The sequence below is a fragment of the Caulobacter sp. S45 genome (assembly GCF_009765965.1).
Taxonomy (GTDB): Bacteria; Pseudomonadota; Alphaproteobacteria; order Caulobacterales; family Caulobacteraceae; genus CAHJWH01.
In genome coordinates this window covers 2,196,457-2,216,157 of the sequence record NZ_LMUL01000014.1, presented here as the reverse complement: position 1 = coordinate 2,216,157, position 19,701 = coordinate 2,196,457, and the positions used below count along the sequence as shown (strand labels likewise).

At 68.8% G+C, this 19,701-nt stretch carries 19 protein-coding genes; 12 read left to right on the top strand and 7 right to left on the bottom strand.

Translation table 11 applies throughout. The features are described from left to right. Positions 1–64: 64 nt before the first annotated feature. Positions 65–2,194, top strand: a complete 2,130-nt coding sequence (locus GSQ87_RS17365; protein WP_158916570.1) for an HAD-IIIC family phosphatase — start codon at positions 65–67, stop codon at positions 2,192–2,194. Between the two features lie 2 nt (positions 2,195–2,196). On the opposite strand, the gene GSQ87_RS17360 is transcribed toward GSQ87_RS17365, so the two are convergent. From GSQ87_RS17360 to GSQ87_RS17345, 4 genes are all read right to left on the bottom strand, one after another. Continuing rightward, positions 2,197–2,799 (bottom strand): hypothetical protein, encoded by a 603-nt coding sequence (locus GSQ87_RS17360; RefSeq protein WP_158916569.1) that lies wholly within the window; start codon positions 2,797–2,799, stop codon positions 2,197–2,199. 121 nt (positions 2,800–2,920) lie between these two features. Continuing rightward, positions 2,921–3,169: a DUF6356 family protein gene (locus tag GSQ87_RS17355; protein WP_158916568.1), complete on the bottom strand. Its 249-nt coding sequence runs from the start codon at positions 3,167–3,169 to the stop codon at positions 2,921–2,923. Positions 3,170–3,318: 149 nt separating this feature from the next. Beyond that, entirely contained in the window at positions 3,319–4,731 is a 1,413-nt protein-coding gene (locus GSQ87_RS17350) for an MFS transporter (protein ID WP_254063061.1), read from the bottom strand. 62 nt (positions 4,732–4,793) lie between these two features. Next, positions 4,794–5,612, bottom strand: coding sequence for an enoyl-ACP reductase (locus GSQ87_RS17345; protein ID WP_158916567.1), 819 nt, complete (start codon positions 5,610–5,612; stop codon positions 4,794–4,796). A 132-nt stretch (positions 5,613–5,744) separates the two neighbouring features. Here GSQ87_RS17345 and GSQ87_RS17340 point away from each other — a divergent pair, with 132 nt between their 5' ends. From GSQ87_RS17340 to GSQ87_RS17330, 3 genes are all read left to right on the top strand, one after another. Continuing rightward, positions 5,745–6,152, top strand: a complete 408-nt coding sequence (locus GSQ87_RS17340; RefSeq protein ID WP_158916566.1) for a VOC family protein — start codon at positions 5,745–5,747, stop codon at positions 6,150–6,152. Between the two features lie 7 nt (positions 6,153–6,159). Beyond that, entirely contained in the window at positions 6,160–6,513 is a 354-nt protein-coding gene (locus GSQ87_RS17335; protein ID WP_158916565.1) for an MmcQ/YjbR family DNA-binding protein, read from the top strand. Positions 6,514–6,937: 424 nt separating this feature from the next. Next, a complete protein-coding gene (locus GSQ87_RS17330; RefSeq protein WP_158916564.1) occupies positions 6,938–7,294 on the top strand; it encodes a UrcA family protein in 357 nt (118 codons plus the stop codon). 72 nt (positions 7,295–7,366) lie between these two features. Here the strand turns inward: GSQ87_RS17330 and GSQ87_RS17325 are convergent, their stop codons facing one another. Both GSQ87_RS17325 and GSQ87_RS17320 read right to left on the bottom strand, forming a co-directional pair. Continuing rightward, a complete protein-coding gene (locus tag GSQ87_RS17325) occupies positions 7,367–7,888 on the bottom strand; it encodes a phosphoribosyltransferase (protein WP_158916563.1) in 522 nt (173 codons plus the stop codon). Further along, positions 7,881–8,753 carry an MJ0042-type zinc finger domain-containing protein gene (locus GSQ87_RS17320; RefSeq protein ID WP_158916562.1) on the bottom strand — a complete coding sequence of 291 codons (873 nt, stop codon included), beginning with the start codon at positions 8,751–8,753 and terminating at the stop codon, positions 7,881–7,883. Before GSQ87_RS17320 ends, GSQ87_RS17325 begins: the two co-directional genes overlap by 8 nt. Before the next feature lie 57 nt (positions 8,754–8,810). On the opposite strand from GSQ87_RS17320, the gene ftsE reads away from it, so the two are divergent. Genes ftsE through GSQ87_RS17300 form a run of 4 tightly spaced genes read left to right on the top strand, consistent with a single transcriptional unit; the run spans position 8,811 to position 11,952 of the window. Continuing rightward, positions 8,811–9,611 (top strand): cell division ATP-binding protein FtsE, encoded by an 801-nt coding sequence (gene ftsE, locus GSQ87_RS17315; RefSeq protein ID WP_158916561.1) that lies wholly within the window; start codon positions 8,811–8,813, stop codon positions 9,609–9,611. An 8-nt stretch (positions 9,612–9,619) separates the two neighbouring features. Next, on the top strand, positions 9,620–10,543 hold the full coding sequence (locus GSQ87_RS17310; RefSeq protein WP_254063058.1) for an ABC transporter permease: 924 nt from the start codon (positions 9,620–9,622) through the stop codon (positions 10,541–10,543). Between the two features lie 27 nt (positions 10,544–10,570). Continuing rightward, positions 10,571–11,230 (top strand): YdcF family protein, encoded by a 660-nt coding sequence (locus GSQ87_RS17305; protein WP_158916560.1) that lies wholly within the window; start codon positions 10,571–10,573, stop codon positions 11,228–11,230. Beyond that, a complete protein-coding gene (locus GSQ87_RS17300) occupies positions 11,227–11,952 on the top strand; it encodes a 1-acyl-sn-glycerol-3-phosphate acyltransferase (protein ID WP_158916559.1) in 726 nt (241 codons plus the stop codon). Before GSQ87_RS17305 ends, GSQ87_RS17300 begins: the two co-directional genes overlap by 4 nt. A gap of 11 nt (positions 11,953–11,963) precedes the next feature. Here GSQ87_RS17300 and GSQ87_RS17295 read toward each other — a convergent pair whose 3' ends face one another. After that, a complete protein-coding gene (locus GSQ87_RS17295; protein WP_158916558.1) occupies positions 11,964–12,578 on the bottom strand; it encodes a gamma-glutamylcyclotransferase in 615 nt (204 codons plus the stop codon). Between the two features lie 140 nt (positions 12,579–12,718). On the opposite strand from GSQ87_RS17295, the gene hisC reads away from it, so the two are divergent. The 4 genes from hisC (at position 12,719) to GSQ87_RS17275 (ending at position 19,700) form a co-directional block, all read left to right on the top strand. Then, positions 12,719–13,849, top strand: coding sequence for a histidinol-phosphate transaminase (hisC, locus tag GSQ87_RS17290; protein WP_158916557.1), 1,131 nt, complete (start codon positions 12,719–12,721; stop codon positions 13,847–13,849). Continuing rightward, positions 13,846–14,952, top strand: a complete 1,107-nt coding sequence (locus GSQ87_RS17285; RefSeq protein WP_158916556.1) for a serine hydrolase — start codon at positions 13,846–13,848, stop codon at positions 14,950–14,952. Before hisC ends, GSQ87_RS17285 begins: the two co-directional genes overlap by 4 nt. A gap of 311 nt (positions 14,953–15,263) precedes the next feature. After that, positions 15,264–16,457: an efflux RND transporter periplasmic adaptor subunit gene (locus GSQ87_RS17280; RefSeq protein WP_158916555.1), complete on the top strand. Its 1,194-nt coding sequence runs from the start codon at positions 15,264–15,266 to the stop codon at positions 16,455–16,457. Between the two features lie 15 nt (positions 16,458–16,472). Further along, on the top strand, positions 16,473–19,700 hold the full coding sequence (locus GSQ87_RS17275) for an efflux RND transporter permease subunit (RefSeq protein ID WP_158916554.1): 3,228 nt from the start codon (positions 16,473–16,475) through the stop codon (positions 19,698–19,700). Position 19,701: the final 1 nt, after the last annotated feature.

Here is a 19,701-nt window from a genome sequence, read left to right as displayed (position 1 = left end):
CCGTTAACCAAGAGGCAATGCGGGGCGCGGAGGCTGCGGCGAGATGTGAGGAGGCCGTGCGCCAATGCTGATCCGCCGGTCGACCTACGTCCACCTGACCCCGCTCGACGCCGACCGCATCCTGGTGATCCACGCGATCAGCCATCTGCGCCTGGTGGTCGATGCGGAGGTCGCCGACATCCTGGCCTGGTTCGAGACGCCGCGCGAGATGCCCGACGGCATGGCATGGCTCAACGGCCGCTACAGCTTCGATGAGGATACGCTGGCGGGGTGCCTCGCGGCGTTGATGGAGCGGGGTGTGCTGACCGATCGCGATCCCGTGGGCGAGGCCGCCGAGGTCGCCGCCCGGCTGGCGGAGTTGCACGGCCGCGATCCCGGCGAGGCGCTCGACCAGCTGCGCCGCCAGGCCAAGGAGGGCGCCGATCCCTACTGGTCGGTGTCCCAGGCCCAGGGCGTGGGCGAGCTGGGCCGACCGCTCAAGCACCGGCTGGACGTGCTGCTGTTCGGGGATTGCGAGCTGCAGATGGAGGCGGACTTCCTGCGGCGCGAGGGGGTCGCGCGCGGCGTCGAGGTGCGCGTGGCCACCGGCTTTCCCGGCGACGCCCGGCTGGCCGGGGAACGGCCGCACCAGGCGATCCTGATCGGGGCGCTCAGGTCGCGCCGCGCGGTGGCCAGCGGCTCGCCGGCCGAGCATGGCGGCGATCCGGCGGCGATCTATCTGGCCGAGGCGCGTCAGGTGATCCAGGGCCTGCGCGCGCACAGCGACGCGCCGATCCTGATCGACAACCTGCCCGAACCCACCGTCCAGCCGCTCGGGTTCGCCGACCGGGGCGTGCACGGCCATCGCAACCGCTTCCGTCGGTTGAACCTGGAACTGGAGACGCTGGCGGCGGCCTATGGCGATGTGCACGTGGTGGACGTGGCGGCGGCGATCAATGCGGAGGGCTCGGCGCACTTGCTCGACGATGGGCTGGTGGGCTTCACCCATTTCGGCTCGCCAGGCTGGATGCTGCAGCGGCCGCAAAGCGAGCTGGCGGCGGTGCACGGCCTGTTCCCGGACGTCGAGCCTTTGGCCACCGCGCTGGGTGGAAGCCCCTATGGGCGCGAGACCACGGTCGCCAAGGCCCACATGGATGCGCTCGGCGCCCTGCTTGGGCTCGACCGCAAGAAGTGCGTGATCGTCGATCTGGACGGGACCCTATGGCCCGGCGTGCTGGCCGAGACCGGCGCGCCCTTCGCCTGGACCCCGGAGATCAGCGGAGCCTATTCCTATGTCGGGCTGTATTTCGGCCTGCACGAGGCGCTGAAGGCGTTGAAACGACGCGGGATCGTGCTGGCCTGCGTCAGCAAGAACGACGAGGCGCTGGTGCGCGAGCTATGGCGCTATCCGGAGCATTATCCGCACGAGCGGCTGCTGACCCCGGACGACTTCGTCACCTGGCGGGTCAACTGGGCCGACAAGCCCACCAACATCGCCTCGATCGCCGAGGAGCTGGGCTTCGCGCTCGACGCCTTCGTGTTCATCGACGACCACCCGCTGGAGCGGGAGCGGGTCCGGCAGGCCCTGCCGGAGGTGGAGGTGCTGGGAGAGGACCCGTTCGCACTGCGCCGCATCCTGCTGTCCGATGCACGATTGCAGGTTTCGAAAGTCACCGAGGAGTCCGCCGCCCGCACGGAGCTGACCAAGGCCCAGCTCGGCCGCGAGCGGGAGCGCGCCGGCGGCCAGGAGCAGGACTTCGTGGCCTCGCTCCGGGTGGTCTGCAGCTTCGATCAACCGCGCGAAGGCCCGGCGCTGGAGCGGGTGGGCGAGCTGTTCCTACGCACCACCCAGTTCACCACCACCGGCCGCCGCTTCTCCGCCGGCGAGCTGGCGCGGCATGCGGCTGCGGGCGAGGTGTTCATCGCCCACGCCCGAGACCGCTTCGGCGACTATGGCCTGGTGGCGGCGGCTGTAGTGGAAGGCGGCGAGATCATCGCCCTGGCCATGAGCTGCCGGGTGATCGGGCTGCGGGTGGAGCACCGCTTCCTGGAGCACATGCTGTCGGTCATGGCGCGGACGGACGCGGCGGCGGTCGGGCGCATCGTCGAGACCTCGCGCAACGGGCCGGTGCGGCGGCTCTATGCCGACAACGATTTCAGCTACGACGGCGAGGTTTGGCGTCGCGCCTTGGCGCAGCCGCGCAAGGTCGGCTGACCCTAGCGGGCCGCCTGGGCCGCCATGGCGTTGATACCCGGCATCAGGCCGGCCGCTTCACCGCCGGCGCAGGCCGGACCGCCCTGGTCGGACGGCAGGGGCTCGCCCCAGCGCGGCTGTCCGCAAGGCGCGCGGCCGTTCTTGGAAGTGTCGATGTACAGGCTGACGCCCACGGACTTGTACTCGCCGCCGCCGCGACCGTGATAGCTGGGCAGCTTGGTGTCGGAGAGTGAAACGCCGAGATCGCTGCGGTCGCCGATGGGGATGTCGGCGGCGACATAGGCCTCGCGAGCGCCGTTGGACCCTATGCCCACGCTGGCCTCGCCGTGGATGGCGCGGGGCGGCGGGGGGCCCAGGTCAGGCCCCGGTCCCTGCGGCGGCCGAGCGCCGGACCCGTCGTTGGCGAGCCAGGCGTCGATCTGCTTGGCGGTCTGGTCTTCGGTGGTGGTCGCCACCGGCAGGTCCGAACTCATCGAAGCGGAGATCGGGGCTTGGGACTGAGCCGAAGGGGCGGTGGAATCCGAGGGCGCAGCCGCGAAGGCGGCGCTGCACAGGGCGAACCAGGCGGCCACGATCGTCACGAGCTTGGAACTGATACGCGCCATGCGATCCCCCTTTACACCATTCTCGAAAGCGACCGCGGCTTTAATTGGTCCGCCGCATGACGAAGTCGAAACGCCGAAGGTGAAGATAGGGCTCCCGTCTCACATGAAGCGGGCGCTCACCTTACGGCATTGCATGTGGGAGCTGGGACGGGGCGGCGCCACCCAGTCTGCGGCTCGCCGTCAAGCGGTCGTGCAAGGTTTCGATCGCGCGGCTGCCGGTGCGCTTGCACAGCCCCGGAACCACCGCATGGACCGCGCAAGCCGCTCCGGCCGAGAACAGGCTGAAGGCGAAGCCGAGCGCGAAACGCTGATGCTCCCAATAGGTCTCGCCCATTTCCTGGGGATGTTGGGTGAAGAGGCGCGAAAGCATGCGAATCCCTCCAAAGGCGCAGCGTCGATAGAAACTCTAACATACGTGTTGAGAAAGTCTAACGACGAAGGCGCGTAGAGACGGGCGCAGCCCTTATGTCGCTGGGCGGCGGTGCTCTGAAGACACAGGTTCAGGGCGGTATGCGCCTTTTAGGCGACGGCGAGCGCCCGCCTGTCCCGCCGTCGGTCGAGCGCGGCCAGCCATATGCAGAGCAGCAGCGCCACAGCCCCCACCGCCGCCGCCTCGATAAAGTAGAGGGCGTAGGCGTGGGTCAGGTCCCGCGCACCACGGACCTGGAGCTTGATCAGCTCCCCGGAGAAGCCCTTCAGCGTCTTGCCGGTGAGGTTCACCGCCGAGACCAGCAGGGCGTACTGGGTGGCGGTGTAGCCCAGCGAGGTGAGGGTGGAGATGTAGGCGATCAGCACCACGCCCGCGAAGCTCATGGAGAAGTCGTCGAAAGCCATCAGGCCGATGAAGACATGCGTGTCCGGCCCCGTCGTCGCCAGGATGGCGAAGCTGGCCACCGCCAGGGGCTGCAGCACCGCCCCCACGATCAGCGCCTTCAGGTGGCCGAAGCGGGCCGCGAACAGGCCGCCCGCCGCTATGCCGATCATGGAGGCCGGCAGCCCCACCACCAGTCGCACCGTGCCCACTAGCGCCTTGGACAGGTGGACCTGGACGTAGAAGGGGTTGATCACTGGCCCACGCAGATAGTCGCACAGGTGGTAGGTGGTCACGGTCAGGAGGATCAGCAGCGCCGCCCAGCCCAGGCTGCGGAAGAAGGCGATGAAGGGTCCCGCCACAGCGTCATAGGCCCGCCGCAGGCTCAGCCCCGTGCGCTTGGCCAGGGCGCGCGCAGCCGCCTGGGGCTCGCGGGCGGTGAGCATGGCGCCCACGCCCACCAGCATCAAAGCAGCGAAGATGGCATAGCAGGTTGGCCAGCCCAGCTTCTCGGCCATGATCAGGATCACCGAGCCAGTCAGGATATTGGCCGTGCGATAGCCCAGCGAATAGGCGCTGGTCAGCAGGTCCAGTTCCATGCCGTCGGCCGCCGACTCGATGCGCCAGGCGTTGATCGACACGTCCTGGGTGGCCGAGCCGAGGGCCGCAAAGATGGCGAACATCACCGCCTGCGCCAGGTGGGTGCGCGGGTCGCTGGCCGCCATGCCGAAGAGGCCGGCCATGACCAGGACCTGGGTCAGGCCGATCCAGCTGCGCCGCCGCCCCAGCCGACCGATCCAAGGCAGGGACAGGCTGTCGACCAGTGGCGCCAGAAAGAACTGATAGGTGTAGGACAGCCCCACCCACGAGGCGAACCCGATCACCGCCAGGTCAATATGTACGTCGCCCAACCAGTAGTTGAAGGTGTTGCCGACCAGCATGAACGGCAGGCCCGAAGAGAAGCCGAGCGCCAACATCACCAGCACCTTGGGCCGCCCCAGCGCCTTCAGCACGTCGCCGGCCTTGGCCCGCCGGCGCGGCGTGGCGGCGGCGGGCGGTTCCGGGGCGCCGATATCGGCCACATCCGGGGTAGGGGCGTCAGGCGCGTGCGTCAGGGCCAAGTCTCCTTCGCGCCCATCATGGCCGTGCGTCGCGTCCCCCGGTCAAGGCGTGGAAGGGGCGGCTATTCCGCGCCGCCCTCCTCGTCGGGCAGGCCGACGATGTGGAAGCCCGCATCCACGTGGACCACCTCGCCGGTGGTGGAGCGGCCGAGGTCCGACAGCAGCCACAAGGCGCAGCCCGCCACGCTCTCCACGGCGGTGTCCTCCTGCAGCGGCGCCCAGGCGCGGCCGTGGGCCAGCATGCCCCGCCCGCCCGAGATGCCGGCCAGCGACAGGGTGCGCACCGCGCCGGCCGAGATGGCGTTGCAGCGGATCTTCTTCGGCCCCAGGTCGCGGGCGATGTAGCGGGTCGACGCCTCCAGCGCCGCCTTGGCCACGCCCATGACGTTGTAGTTGGGGATGGTCCGCTCGGACCCCAGATAGGTCAGGGTCACCAGCGACCCGCCCCTGGGCATCAGCCGGGCCGCGCGCCGCGAGGCGTCCACGAACGAATAGGCCGAGATGTCCATCGAGCGGGCGAAGTTGCCGCGCGTAGTGTTCTCCACGAACGAGCCCTTCAGCTCGTTCTTGTCGGAGAAGGCGATCGAGTGGACCAGGAAGTCGATGGTCCCGAAGGTGTCCTCGATGGTCTTGAACGCGGCCTCCATGGAAGCGTCGTCGGTAACCTCGCAGGGGATCAGCGTCTTGACGCCGATGCTGTCGGCCAGCGGGCGCACGCGCTTTTCCATCATCTCCATGATGGTGAAGGCCATCTCCGCGCCCTGGGCGGCGAGTTGGGCTGCGATGCCCCAGGCGATGGAGTTGGCGTTGGCCACGCCCATCACCACGCCGCGCTTGCCGGCCATCAGATCGCCCTTGGGCAGGTCGTACGCGTCGGCCATTGATCCTCCCGATCGTTTCAACCCGGGCTTTCCACCCGGAAGACACGCGGTCTAGCGCATCGACGGGGGCGTCGTCACCCGCAAGGGACGCAAACCGTGCTAGTCTGGCCGCGCTTTCAGAAGGAGGGATATATGACCGAACAGACCTCTTATTCTCCAGTAAGCGCCTATCTCACCGTGGACGACGGCTTCGCGGCGATCGAGTTCTACAAGACCGCCTTCGCCGCCGAGGTGCGCGAAACCTATCCCTGGGAAGGCCGGCTGGGCCACGCGACGCTGAGCATCAACGGTGGCGACGTCATGCTGGCCGACGGCTTCGACGAGACCATCACCGGCATGCGCAGCCCCAAGGCGCTGGGCGGCACCACCTGCACCATCTCGCTCTCCGTCGCCGATGTGGATCACTGGTTCGACCGGGCGATCGCCGCCGGCTGCACGGTGATCCGCCCTGCGAACGACGAGTTCTACGGCCGCATGGGCAAGGTCCGCGACCCCTTTGGCCACGCCTGGGGCTTCACCGGCCCGGCCAAGGGCGGCTGAACCCTCCGTGACCTGGGACGAGGCGGTCGCCATCGGGTCGGCCTTGCCGGAGGTGGAGCTGTCCACCTCCTACGGCACGCCGGCGCTGAAGGTGCGCGGCAAGCTGCTGATCCGGCTGCGTCCCGAGGACGACAGCCTGGTGCTGCTGGACACGCCCATGGACGAGCGCGACCTGCTGATCGAGGCTGACCCGCAGACCTTCCACACCACGCCGCACTATGACGGCTATCCGGCGGTGCTGGCGCGCCTGGCGTCCCTGGACGCCCCCACCCTGCGCCGGATGATCGAGCGCCGCTGGCGCAACGTGGCGCCCGCGCGGCTGCTGAAGGCCTACGACGCGGCGGAGACGCTGGGCGGGTAAGGCGTCTTGGCGCCAGCGTGGCCCTTTAACGAAGCCTTGCGCGCCTCTCCCCAGCCGCTCGTTCCCGCGAAGGCGGGAATCCAGATCAAGCCAGCCAACGCCTCAGAATGAATCTGGGTCCCCGCCTTCGCGGGGATGAGCGGAGGACCGAGGGCGTCTATCCAGAGGACAGCGCAAAGGCTCCATCTCGCAATCTGCACGGCTTCGTTCGTGCAGCGAGAAAGTGCGCAAGCTCAAAAATCAACTAAAACTCGAACATTACGAGCAATTTAGAATTACAGAACCTTCATTTACTTTCATGACTCCTGCGTAAGTTTGTTAAAAGGACGTCATGACGCAGGCTTAATTGGTTTTCCGAAGCATGGGCGACTATTCGTTGGCCCACCGCTGAGGCGGGCGACATTCAAACCCCGGAGAGACCACAATGAGCAAGTTCATCAACATCCTGACCTCTGTGACCTACATCGCGATGGCCGCGATCCCGCTGTCCGCCATCGGTTCGGTCGCCCACGCCGCCGAGATTCCCGCCCGGGCCCATGTCCAGGTGGCCGACCTCGACCTGTCCAATCCCAGCGACGCGGCCCGCTTCCAGACCCGCGTGGACGCCGCCGCGGTCCATGTCTGCCGCGACGCCGGCAAGTCCCTCAACGCCCAGGCGGTCTGCCGGACGGCGGTTCGCGAGGAAGCCGTGCAAAAGCTTGGCGAGACCCAACGCCAGACCCTGCAGTACGCCACCCAGGGCAAGACCATCCAAACGGCTTGGCGGGTCGCCGGCTTCTGATCGACTTTATACGAATGACCCCACTGTCGCGGGAGCGGCGCGTAAAAGCCGCTCCCGCCCGACCTTCGGTCTTCAGTCCAATGCAATGATTTGAGGCAGGCCGCGAAAGCGCCCTGCCGCATCCATGCCGTAACCCGCCAGGAAACGTCCCGGCGCTTCCCAGGCCACGAAATCCGGCTCGATCCCACGCGGTTCGGGCCAGGGCTTGCGAGCGAACACCGCCGTCAGCACCTCCGTCGCCCCCGCCGCCAGGGCGATCCCCCGAGCCTGCGAAAGCGAAAGCCCGGAATCCAGCACATCGTCCACCACCAGCACGCGTCGGCCCGTCGCCGGCCGCTGCAGTCCTGCGCGCACCTCCACCTCGCCCCGGCTCGCCCGCGTATCGCCGTAGGAGGCCAGCCAGATGGCGTCGAACAGGGGGTGGCGATCGCAGGCGGCAAGCGCGCGGGTCAGGTCGGCGGCGAACCAGAGGCCGCCGGTCAGCAGGCAGACCACCACCGTCTCATCGTCGATCACCGGCGCGATCCGCTGCGCCAGCCGCTCCACCGCAGCGCTCACCTCTCCGGCGGAGAGGAGGACCTGGGGTTCAGCCATTCGGGATCGGGAGGGTCTGGCCCCGCGCGGCGGCGGGCAGGGCGTAGGGCGAGCCCTGGGGCACCGACCGGGCCGGCTTCGCCGCCGTCGTCGGCAAGGTCGGCAGGGCGAGGCCCCGCGCGCGGAGTTGCGGACCAGCGCTGGCGATCCTCTTTGCGGCGTCAGGAGACGGCCGGGCGACGGCTCGGGCGCGGGGCTCGAACACGAAGTCCACGCCCACCTGGGCGCCGGCCAGCGGCGGGTTCAGGAAGCTGACGCGGAAGGGGCGACTCTCGCCGGCCTGGATCGGGCCGGGGGCGATCCGGACGATCTTCTGCGCCAGCCGGTGGCCCGCCTTGTCGTAGAGGCTCACCCGCAGCGGCGCCGGCGCCCGCGCGCCGGGATCGACATTGCGTTCGGCGCCGGTGACGGTCAGGGCCGCCTGGCCATTCTGCAGGTCGGTCGCGGCCTGCACCCCGTCGGGCGCCAGCCCCAGGGGATTCACCGGCATGCGGAGCGCGGCGTAGGCCCCGGCGGTGCGCGGCCAGAGCTGCACCATCTGGACCCGGAAGATCGCCGCAGACAGCATCAGGGTCGCCAGACCGGCCGCCAGCGCCGCCCAAACGGCTCCCGCAGCGACCGCGCGGCGCGTGCGGCGCTTCGCCTCCACGCGCGCGCGGAAGGTCTTGGGCAGGTCGTCGGGAAACTTCTCGGCGGCTTCGAGATCGGGATCGGCCTCGGGCGTCAGTTCGAGCGGCTCGGGTTCCGGGGCCTCGGCGCGCCAGGATTGCTGACATCCGGCGCAGCGCACCGTGCGGCCCTGCGGACCGAGACGGGCCTCATCGACGAAATATCGCGTGGCGCAGTGAGGACAGGTCAGTATCATGGCGCCTGAACCTGAACCTCAGCGCTTGTCCATCGGAGATCGCCGCTTCCGGCTCCCATGCCCAGGCCCGACCCTTTTCCAGACGATCCCACAAACGCGCCCACGACCTCGCGCCGATCCGCTGCGCGCAGGACGGGCGAGGGGGCTGGCGCGTCCGCCGCATCCGGCGCGCCTGTCGTGCGCTTCGAGGGGGTCGGCATGCGCTACGGTCGCGCTCCGGAGGTGCTGAAGGACATTAACCTCAGTCTGGCGCCGGGGTCCTTCCATTTCCTTACCGGCGCGTCCGGCGCAGGCAAGAGTTCGCTGCTGAAGCTGATCTATCTGGCCCATCGGCCCTCGCGGGGGCTGATCCACCTGTTCAACCAGGACGTTTCGACCCTGGAGCGGGCCGCATTGCCCAAGCTGCGGCGCCGGATCGGGGTGGTGTTCCAGGAATTCAGCCTGCTCGACCACCTGTCGGCCTTCGATAATGTCGCCCTGCCGCTGCGGATCGCGGGGATGCGCCCCGACGACTACCGCAAGGACGTGGCGGAGCTGCTGGAGTGGGTGGGGCTCGGCCGGCGGATGCTGGCCATGCCGCCGACCCTGTCCGGTGGCGAAAAGCAGCGCCTGGCCATCGCGCGGGCGGTGGTGGTGCGTCCGGAAATCCTGATCGCCGACGAGCCCACCGGCAATGTCGACCCGGACATGAGCCTTCGCCTGCTGCGCCTGTTCGTGGAGATGAACCGCCTGGGCGCCACCGTATTGATCGCCAGCCACGACCAGACTCTCGTGCGCCAATCGGGCATGCCGGTGCTGCATCTGACCGATGGTCGCCTTGTGCGCGCGCAGCCCGAGCGCGTAAGCCCTCAGGAATGAGCGCGACGATGGCGGCGAACGAGGCGCGCACCCGGGGCGACCCCCAGGATGATGCTTGGATGGACTGGCGGCCCGCGCCCCTGCTGCCGACCCAGGACGGGCGGGACCGGGCGCTGACCTTCGTGGTGGCGGCGCTGTGCTTCCTGGCCTGCATGAGCGTGTTCGCCATGCTGGCGTCCGGCCGCGCGGCCTCGGGCTGGCGCCGCGAGCTGGGCGCGTCGGCCACGGTGCAGGTGCGGCCCAAGGCCGGCGAGACCGGGTCGGAGGCCGCCGCCCGCGCCGCCGAGGCCCTGGCCGGCGTGCCCGGTGTGCAGGAGGCCCAGGCCCTGGACCGCGCGGCGGCGGAAAAGCTGCTGGAACCCTGGCTCGGCAAGGGCAACATCCCCGACGACCTGCCCATCCCCCATCTGGTGACCGTCGAGCTCGACCCCGCCCATCCGGCCAATGCGGCCGCCCTGACCGCCGCGCTGGACGCCGAGGGGCTGGACGCCACCGTGGACGATCACAGCCGCTGGATGAAGGACGTGGAGGCGTCGGGCGCCGCTGTGCGGGGCATAGGATCGATCGGGGCGCTCCTGGTCGCCGCCGCCGCTGGGGCGGTGATCGCCTTCGCCACCCGCGCGGGATTGGCGGCGCGGCGCGACGTGGTCGAGGTGCTGCACCTGTCCGGAGCCAGGGATCGCTTCATCGCCGGACTGTTCCAGCGCCGCTTCGCCTTCCTCGCCGCACGCGCAGGCGGGTACGGCGCACTGGCGGCGGTGGTGCTGGCGGCCCTGGCGCGAAGCCTGGGCGGAAGCAATGGCTTCACCCCCGCCCTGCCGCTGGCGTGGACCGACCTGGTGGCAGCCGTCCCTTGTCCCCTGGCCGCGGCCCTAGTGGCGGCGGTGGCGGCGCGGCGCACGGCGATGTCGATCCTGGGCCAGACCACATGAGGGGCCAAGCCACATGAAGGGGATGGCGTGAAGACCCTCACCCTGGTGCTGCTCCTGGTGGTGATCTGGGCCGCGGGGCTTTGGGCCTTCGCCGCGCGGATCGCGGACTCCACCCCGGCGACCGATCCGCCCCGGGCCGACGGGGTGGTGGCGCTGACCGGCGCATCCTCGCTGCGGATCGAAGCGGCCACCGAACTCCTGGAACAGGGGCTCGGCCAGCGCCTGTTGATCTCGGGGGTCAACCGGGAGGCGACCCGCGCCCAGGTGCGCGACACCACCACCAGCGCCGGCCGCGCCTTCGACTGCTGCGTGGACCTGGGGTTCGAGGCGGAGAACACGCTCGGCAACGCTCACGAGACCGCCGGCTGGGCGCGCTATCACCACTACCGCTCGCTGATCGTGGTGACGGGGGACTACCACATGCCCCGCGCCATCCAGGAACTGCACGCCGCCATGCCGGGGGTGGCGCTCTATCCCTATCCGGTGGCGAGCCAGAGCCTGGACGCGCATCGCTGGTGGGCGACGCCGAGCGCGGCGCGGCGCATGGCGCTGGAGTATTGCAAGTACCTGGCGGTGCTCGGTCGCAACGGCTTGTCCGGACTGCATCATCGCGGCGGCGACGCGCCGGAGCGGACCAGGCCAGGACCTACACCTTCGGAAAATGCGACGGAGAATACGGCGGCATGAGACGCGGACGGCGAAGCCTGGTGGGCGCCGCCTTGCTGGCGGTATGGAGCTTCGCCTCGGCGCTGGTGATCGGATTGCTATTCCTGCCGGTGATGCTGGCCCCGCGAAAGGTGGCCTTGTTCCCCATGCGGCTGTGGGCGCGGGGGATGATCCTGGCGCTGCGTCTGCTGGTCGGCGCGCGGGTGGAGATTCGTGGGCGCGAGAACCTGCCCACCACCGGTTGCCTGGTCGCGGCCAAGCATCAGGGCATGATCGACATCATCATCGCGGTGCTGGCGCTGCGCGATCCCTGCATCATCCTGAAAAAGCAGCTGATGCGGATTCCGATCTTCGGCTGGTACGCCTGGAAGTCCGGGATGATCCCCATCGACCGCAAGGGCGGTGCAGTCACCCTGCGCGCCATGAACCACGCCACCGCCTCGGCCCTGGCGCAGGGCCGGCAGGTGCTGATCTATCCCGAGGGCACCCGGACCGAGCCCGGTGCGCCGCCGGCCTACAAGGGTGGCGTCGGGGTGCTGTACCGGGACCTCCAGGCTGTGTGCGCGCCGATGGCTTCCAATTCGGGACTGGTCTGGCCGGCCCATGGTCTGGCCAAGTATTCAGGCCTGGCGGTGTTCGAGTTCCTGCCGCCCATTCCGCCGGGACTGAGCCGCCACGCCTTCATGGCGCGGCTGGAGCAGGAGATCGAGACGACGTCCAACGTCCTGCTGGAGGCGAGCTGAACGGAGAGCGGTCAGACCGCGGTTCGCAACGCCGCCGCTTCCAGCGCCTCCACCCGGGCCAGCAGGGCGTCCATGTCGGGGTCCTCCGCCTGCGCCTCGTGCAGGTGGGCGACCAGGTCGCGGAGATAATCGATGTTGCGGCCCGACAGACCCGAAGCCCCGGCGATCAGTTCGGCCTGGCGCTCGACGCCGAGGTCGCCCGCCCACTGCGGGTGGTCTCGGTCGGACAGGAAGGCCGTGGCCGTGACCCGGCCGCCCTCGGCCAGCACCACCGGCACATGCGCCTCGACATAGGTCTCGGTGGGCTGCTCGCGCTCGAGCAGGTAGGCGTAGACCTGGGGCCAGATGGCGTCGTCCACCCGATAGGCGGTCCCGCGCGTGCACCCGCCCGCCGACAGGCCCAGCACCAGGCCCGGCCGCTCCGGCGTGCCGCGATGATGGACGGAATAGATGCAGAAGGCCCGGCGATGGTCGCGCAGCAGCGCCGGCTGGCTTTCGAGATAGTCGAAGCCCGGCCGCCACATCAGCGAACCGTAGCCGAACACCCAGTGCGGACCGGCTCGCCCGGTCGCCGATTGATCCGCCCTCACCTCGGAAATCCCGTCGCTGTGGTCTGGATCGTTCATTTTTAGCCTATCTTGCGGCCGTACCGGCGCGCCTTTTTCTGCACTGGTCGGGACGCCCGCTGCAAGGCGCAAGCTCGGCCGCCTTGAAGCCGCTCCGATCCAGGCGCTATCTGCGCGAAACGGAAACGCCTCGAACCCCTATGACCGACACCCGCCCGACCTCGCCCCTGGTCCCAAAGCCCAAGCCCGGCATCCTGGACATCGCCCCCTATGTCGGCGGCAAGTCCAGCGCCGAAGGCTTCGCCGACCCGCTGAAGCTGTCTTCCAACGAAAACGTCCTGGGGACCAGCGACGCAGCGCGGCGGGCCTACGTCGGCGTCGCGGGCAAGCTGCACCTTTATCCCGACGGACGGAGCAACGGCCTGCGCGGCGCCCTGGCCGAGCGTTTCGCGCTGGAGCCGGAGCGGCTGATCTTCGGCTGCGGCTCCGACGAGATCTTCACCCTGCTGTGTCAGGTCTACTGCCAGCCCGGCGACAACATGGTGCAAGGCCAGTACGGCTTCCTGGCCTACCGCATCGCCGCCCGCGCCGCCCAGGCCGAGGTGCGCTTCGCCCCCGAGCCCGAGTTCCGCATCGATGTGGACCAGGTGCTCCAGCAGGTGGACGCGCGCACCCGCCTGGTGTTCATCGCCAATCCGTCCAACCCGACCGGGACCTGGATTTCCGGGGCGGAGGTGCGTCGCCTGCACGCGGCGCTGCCTTCCGACGTGGTCCTGGTGCTGGACGGCGCCTATGCCGAATTCGCCGACGACCCCGCCTATGAGGATGGCCTGGAACTGGCGCGCACGGCGCCCAACGTCATCGTCTGCCGCACCTTCTCCAAGATGTACGGGCTGGCGGCGCTGCGGGTCGGCTGGGCCTATGCGGCGACGGCGATGATCGACGCCATGGATCGTATCCGCGCGCCATTCAACATCAACCTGCCGGCCCAGGCGGCGGCGACGGCAGCGCTGGCGGATCAGGCGTTTCTGGACCGCTCCCGCGCGCTGGTGATCGAACAGCGCCCACGTCTGGAAGCCAGCCTCAAGCGGCTGGGCTTGAAGGTCTACCCCTCGCTCGGCAACTTCGTGCTGGTGCGCTTCCCCAGCGAGGCCGGGCGCACGGCGGCGGAGGCCGAAACCTTCCTGGCGCAGCGGGGCGTGCTGGTGCGCGGCCTGGGCGGCTACCAGATCGGCGACGGCCTGCGGATCACCGTCGGCCTGCCCGAGCACATGGATGCGGTGGTCGAGGGCCTGGGCGCCTATCTGCGCGTGGCGGAAGCCGTCGCGTGATCGACCGCCGCAGCCTGATGCTGGCCGGTGGCGCCGGCATCGCCCAACTCGGCCAGCGGGTGCTGCCGCGCATCACCCTGCCGGCCCTACTGGACCAGTCCCACGTCCCGGCGCTCGGCGGCGCGGTGATCACCCCCAAGGGGATCGTCGGGCTCGAGGCCATCGGACGCCGGCGCAGCGGCCAGAAGATCCCGGTCACCGCCCAGGACCTGTGGCTGATCGGCTCCAACACCCAGGCCATGACCGCGGCGCTGTACGCCCGCGTAGCCGAGTCCGGCCGGGTGCGTTGGGGGGCCAAGGTGCCCGACCTGTTCCCCGACCTGACGCCTGAGGAGTCCTGGCGCGACGTCACCATCGAGGAGCTGATGGCCCACGTGGCCGGGGTCAGCGACGAACCGTTCGCCACGCCCGAAGCCCTGCACAAGTGGCTGAACGACACCCGCTCCCTGCCCGCCCAGCGCACCGCCTTCGCCAAGGCCGTGCTGGCCGCGCCGCCAGTAGGACGGCGGGGCGACTACGTCTTCTCCAACGCCGGCTATGTGCTGGTCGGCGCCGCGATCGAACGGGCGACAAAAATGGATTGGGAAACCGCCATCTCGGCGGAGCTGTTCGGTCCCCTGGGCATGGACAGCGCGGGTTTCGGCGCGCCGACGGGCGACCAGCCCTGGGGCCATGCGCGGCTCGACGAGAAGCACAACCTCCAGGTCAACCCCGCCGCCGAGGCGGACGACCCGCCGGTGTTTGGTCCGGCCAGTCGGGTTCACCTGTCGCTGGAGGACTACGCCAAGTTCGTACGCATCTTCCTGACCAACGGCGGCGACTACCTGCAGCCGCGCAGCCTGCCGCACATCGCCTCGCCGATCGTGGACGATCCGACCGGACCGGCGCCGGGATGGCTGGTCAGCACCGAGCGCAGCTGGGCCCAGGGCCCGGTGCTGACCCAGCGCAGCTACAACGGCTACTGGTCCTCCACCGCCATGATCGGTCCGGCCAAGGGGCTTGCGGTGATCGCGGTCTGCAATGCGGGGGGCGCGGACTTCGGCGGCTCCGCCGTCCAGCGGCTGGCGCTCAGCCTGATCCAGAAGTTCGCCGCGAAATCTTGACGGTTATTTGCGGACCGTCTCCGATCCGGGGATGACGCCGATCGAAATCTGCGGACCCGCAAGGAAGCGAATCCGCGAAAACCCAGGGCGCGCTCAACCGACGCCGGCGTCTACTAGCCGGCGCCGGGCGGTGTCTCGATGATCTGTTCCATAGGCTCGGTTTGTGCGGTAAACGCCGACGATGTCTGGTGAAAATGAGCGGCGCCTCGGCGCGGCGAATCGCATTCAGCATTTCCAAACGCAATGTTAGAAGCGTTGCGCCAGTAGCTCTACTGTCCTAACCCGCGCCCGTCCGGTGGAGACTATATCGAATGCGCAAGGCTGTGCTGATGAGCGTCGCCTGTCTGATCGCGGCGGGCTGCCACGCCAAGCCCAAGACCGCCCCGCCGCCGCCCACCGTCGTCATCTCCAAGCCCCTGTCCAAGCGGATCGTCGACTGGGATGATTTCGTCGGCCGGTTCGACGCGGTGAACTCGGTGGACGTGCGGCCCCGGGTGTCCGGCTACCTGCAGTCGATCAACTTCACCGACGGCCAGATCGTCCACAAGGGCCAGGTGCTGTTCGTCATCGACCCGCGCCCCTACAAGGCGGCGCTCGATCAGGCGCAGGGCCAGCTCGCCCATGCGGAGGCCACCCTCGCCAACGCCAAGGTCGAGCTCGACCGGGCGGTCAAGCTGCTGGCCGCGCACGCCATTTCCGAGCAGGAATACCAGACCCGCCTGTCCACCGAGCAGCAGTCGGCCGCCGACGTGCTGACCGCCAAGGGCAATGTCGAGACCGCCGCCCTGAACCTGGTGTTCACGCGGGTGATCTCGCCGCTGAACGGCCGCGCGTCCGACCGCCGCTTCGCAGTGGGCAACCTGGTGACCCAGGACAGCACCATCCTGACCAACGTGGTCGATCTCGACCCGATCCGCTTCACCTTCAACGGGGCGGAGTCGCTGTATCTGAAGTACGAGCGGCAATCCCAGGCCGGCGACCGCCCCTCGTCGCGCCGCTTCGCCAACCCGGTGGACATCCGCCTTCAGGACCAACCCGACTTCGCCATCCATGGCCGGATGGACTTCGTGGACAACCAGCTCGACACCAATTCGGGCACCATCCGCGGCCGGGCTCTGATCGCCAATCCCAAGTACCTGCTCACGCCGGGCCTGTTCGGGCATCTGCGGCTGCTGGGCTCGGGCGCCTACGACGCCCTGCTGATCCCCGACGACGCGGTGACCAGCCAGCAGAGCGACCAGATCGTCTACGTCGTCGACCATGACGGCGTGGTCCAGCAGCGCAAGGTCATGTTCGGCCCCACGGTCGACGGCCTGCGGGTGGTGCGTTCGGGCCTCAAGGCCGACGAGGATGTGATCATCAGCGGCGTCCAACGGGCCAAGGTCGGGGTCAAGGTGCGCATCCAGCAGGGCACGATCACCCCGCCCGACCCCGGAAGCTCGCCAACGCCGGCCGATCTGACGCCGCCGCCGGCCGCCGGCACCTTCGCCGAACAGACACGCTAAGGGCGGCGCGCGCGGATGCGTTTCTCCCACTTCATGATCGACCGGCCGGTGTTCGCGGCCGTCATCGCCATCCTGATCACCCTGCTGGGAGCGATCGCCTATCCGAACCTGCCCGCCGCCCAGTATCCCGAGATCGTGCCGCCGACGGTCAACGTCACGCTGACCTATCCGGGCGCCTCGGCCGAAACCATCGCCGAAACCGTGGCCGATCCGATCGAGGAGCAGATCAACGGCGTCCAGGACATGCTCTACATGTCCTCGCAGTCCACCGGCGACGGCAAGCTGCAGATCACCGTCACCTTCGCGCTCGGCACCGACCTCGATAAGTCCCAGGAACTGGTCCAGGACCGGGTGACCACCGCCCAGCCGCGCCTGCCGCAGCAGGTCCAGCAGACCGGCATCATCGTCCGCAAGTCCAGCCCCGACATCCTGCTGGCGGTGCACATGTACTCGCCGGACAAGTCGCTCGACCAGGCCTACGTCGCCAACTACGTCACCCTGCAGATTCAGAATCCGCTGCTGCGCCTAAAGGGCGTGGGCGACATCAGCACCCGCGCGGCCCGCGACTATTCCATCCGCATCTGGATCGACCCGGACAAGGCGGCGGCGCGCAACCTGACGGTGGACGACATCGTCACCCAGCTGCGCAGCCACAACATCCAGATCGCCGCCGGCAATATCGGCTCGCCGCCCTTCGGCGCACGGCCGTCCGCCTACCAGCTCCAAGTCCAGGCCAAGGGTCGCCTGATCACGCCGCAGGAGTTCGGCGAGATCGTGCTCAAGCGCGACGACCAGAACCGCATCACCCGGGTTTCGGACATCGCCCGGGTCAGCCTGGGCGCGGCGGACTACACCACCAACGCCTATCTGGGCATCCTCACCGACGGCAAGCCGGACACCAACCCCGCCGCCGCCATCGGCGTCCTGCAGCTGCCGGGCACCAACGCCCTGGCCGCCGCCGATGCGGTGACGAAGGAGATGCAGGTCCTGAAGAAGAGCTTCCCGCCGGGGCTCGACTACAAGATCATCTACAACCCGACCCAGTACATCAAGGACTCCATCGCCGAGGTCCGCCAGACCCTGTTCGAGGCCCTGCTGCTGGTGGTCGTCGTGGTGATCGTGTTCCTGCAGAGCTGGCGGGCGGCGATCATCCCCATCCTGGCCATCCCGGTCTCGCTGGTCGGCACCTTCGCGGTGATGCTGGCGGCGGGCTTCTCGCTCAACAACCTGTCGCTGTTCGGCCTGGTGCTGGCCATCGGCATCGTGGTCGACGACGCCATCGTGGTGGTGGAGAACGTCGAGCGCCACCTCGAACACGGAATGGGGCCCCAGGAAGCCGCGCACGCCACCATGGACGAGGTGGGCGGCGCCCTGGTCGCCATCGCGCTGGTGCTGTCGGCGGTGTTCATCCCGGCCGCCATGATCTCGGGCATCTCCGGCCAGTTCTACCGGCAGTTCGCCCTGACCATCGCCACGGCGACCATCTTTTCCCTGATCGTCTCGCTGACCCTGTCGCCCGCCATGGCCGCCCTGCTGCTGCGGCCCAAGCACGCCAGCGGTCGTCGCCTGAAGCCGTGGGAGAAGCCGTTCAGCGGGTTTGCGCGCGTCTTCAACAAGGGCTTCGACCGGCTGGCCAACGGCTATGGCGCAGTCACCAAGAAGCTGATCCGGCTCGGCGTGCTGATGCTGGTGGTCTATGTGGGCCTGATCGCGCTCACCGTCTGGCGGATCGGCGCCACCCCGATCGGCTTCATCCCCGCCCAGGACCAGGGCAACGTGATCATGGCGGCGAACCTGCCCAACGGGTCTTCGCTGGCGCGCACCGACGAGCTGATCCGGCGCACCATCCCCCAGGTGCTCGGGGTGAAGGGCCTGATCGCGACATCCTCCTACGCCGGCGTGGACGCTTCCAGCCAGACCACCAACGCGGCGGCGGGACAGGCCTACCTGATCGAGGACAGCTTCGACGAGCGCAAGAAGCACCACATCACCCTGGACGGCATGATCGCCGACGCCCAGAAGCGGCTTTCGATCGACCCGTCCGCCCAGATCCGCATCCTGCCGCCGCCGCCGGTGCGCGGCATCGGCACCCAGGGCGGGGTGAAGATGATCGTGGAGGACCAGACCGGCAAGGCCGACTACGCGCGGCTTCAGCAGGTCGCCCAGGCCGTGGTCGAGGAGGTGAACAAGGACCCCAGCGTCACCGGCGCCTACCTCACCTTCAACACCAATACGCCCCGCATCTTCGCCGACATCGACCGGACCAAGGCGGAATACTACGGCGTCAACGACAGCTCGGTGTTCGACACGCTCCAGACCTATCTGGGCTCGACCTATATCGACGACTTCAACTACCTGAACCACACCTACGAGGTGTTCGCCCAGGCCGACACCCAGTACCGCCAGGACGTGTCGGAGATCCAGCAGCTGCAGACGCGCACCGCCAGCGGGGCGATGATGCCGCTGGGCGCGGTGGTCAACGTCCACCGCACCACCGGTCCGTACCGCGTGCTGCGCTACCAGCTCTATCCCTCCGCAGAAGTGCAGGCGAGCACGCCGCCCGGCCACTCCACCGGCCAGACCATGGCCGCCATGGAAAAGGCGGCCGCCCGGGTCTTGCCCGAGGGTTTCCACTACGACTGGACCGAACTGGCCTATCAGCAGCAGGCGGCGGGCAATACGGCCGGGCTGGTGTTCGTGCTGGCGGTGATCCTGGTCTTCCTGCTGCTGGCGGCGCTGTACGAAAGCGTGACCATGCCTCTGGCGGTGATCCTGATCATCCCGATGTGCCTGCTGGCCGCCATCACCGGCGTGAACCTGATGGGGATGGACAACAACATCCTGACCCAGATCGGCTTCATAGTGCTGATCGGACTGGCGGCTAAGAACGCCATCCTGATCGTGGAGTTCGCGCGCCAGGGCGAGATCGAGCATGGCCACGACCGCTTCGAAGCGGCGGTGGAGGCGGCGCGCACCCGCCTGCGGCCGATCCTGATGACCTCTTTCGCCTTCATCCTGGGGGTGATCCCGCTGGCCTTTGCCCATGGTGCGGGCGCGGAACTGCGCCAGGCGCTGGGCGTGGCGGTGTTCTTCGGCATGATCGGGGTGACCATCTTCGGCCTGATCTTCACGCCGGTGTTCTACGTGGTGATGCGCTGGCTCGGGGATCGCCTGCCCAAGCCACCAAAGAAGCAGCCGGACGTTCCGACCACCGGGGGCATGCCGTCGGGGGTGGAGACTTGAG

What these genes read in the sequence shown, in the direction of transcription:
- GSQ87_RS17295 (WP_158916558.1), bottom strand. Translation starts at nt 12,578, where the DNA reads ATGAACGATCCAGACCACAGCGACGGGATTTCCGAGGTGAGGGCGGAT.
- GSQ87_RS17310 (WP_254063058.1), top strand. Translation starts at nt 9,620, where the DNA reads ATGGCGGCGAACGAGGCGCGCACCCGGGGCGACCCCCAGGATGATGCT.
- GSQ87_RS17340 (WP_158916566.1), top strand. Translation starts at nt 5,745, where the DNA reads ATGACCGAACAGACCTCTTATTCTCCAGTAAGCGCCTATCTCACCGTG.
- GSQ87_RS17280 (WP_158916555.1), top strand. Translation starts at nt 15,264, where the DNA reads ATGCGCAAGGCTGTGCTGATGAGCGTCGCCTGTCTGATCGCGGCGGGC.
- GSQ87_RS17365 (WP_158916570.1), top strand. Translation starts at nt 65, where the DNA reads ATGCTGATCCGCCGGTCGACCTACGTCCACCTGACCCCGCTCGACGCC.
- GSQ87_RS17325 (WP_158916563.1), bottom strand. Translation starts at nt 7,888, where the DNA reads ATGGCTGAACCCCAGGTCCTCCTCTCCGCCGGAGAGGTGAGCGCTGCG.
- GSQ87_RS17300 (WP_158916559.1), top strand. Translation starts at nt 11,227, where the DNA reads ATGAGACGCGGACGGCGAAGCCTGGTGGGCGCCGCCTTGCTGGCGGTA.
- GSQ87_RS17275 (WP_158916554.1), top strand. Translation starts at nt 16,473, where the DNA reads ATGCGTTTCTCCCACTTCATGATCGACCGGCCGGTGTTCGCGGCCGTC.
- ftsE (WP_158916561.1), top strand. Translation starts at nt 8,811, where the DNA reads ATGCCCAGGCCCGACCCTTTTCCAGACGATCCCACAAACGCGCCCACG.
- hisC (WP_158916557.1), top strand. Translation starts at nt 12,719, where the DNA reads ATGACCGACACCCGCCCGACCTCGCCCCTGGTCCCAAAGCCCAAGCCC.
- GSQ87_RS17330 (WP_158916564.1), top strand. Translation starts at nt 6,938, where the DNA reads ATGAGCAAGTTCATCAACATCCTGACCTCTGTGACCTACATCGCGATG.
- GSQ87_RS17345 (WP_158916567.1), bottom strand. Translation starts at nt 5,612, where the DNA reads ATGGCCGACGCGTACGACCTGCCCAAGGGCGATCTGATGGCCGGCAAG.
- GSQ87_RS17360 (WP_158916569.1), bottom strand. Translation starts at nt 2,799, where the DNA reads ATGGCGCGTATCAGTTCCAAGCTCGTGACGATCGTGGCCGCCTGGTTC.
- GSQ87_RS17320 (WP_158916562.1), bottom strand. Translation starts at nt 8,753, where the DNA reads ATGATACTGACCTGTCCTCACTGCGCCACGCGATATTTCGTCGATGAG.
- GSQ87_RS17355 (WP_158916568.1), bottom strand. Translation starts at nt 3,169, where the DNA reads ATGCTTTCGCGCCTCTTCACCCAACATCCCCAGGAAATGGGCGAGACC.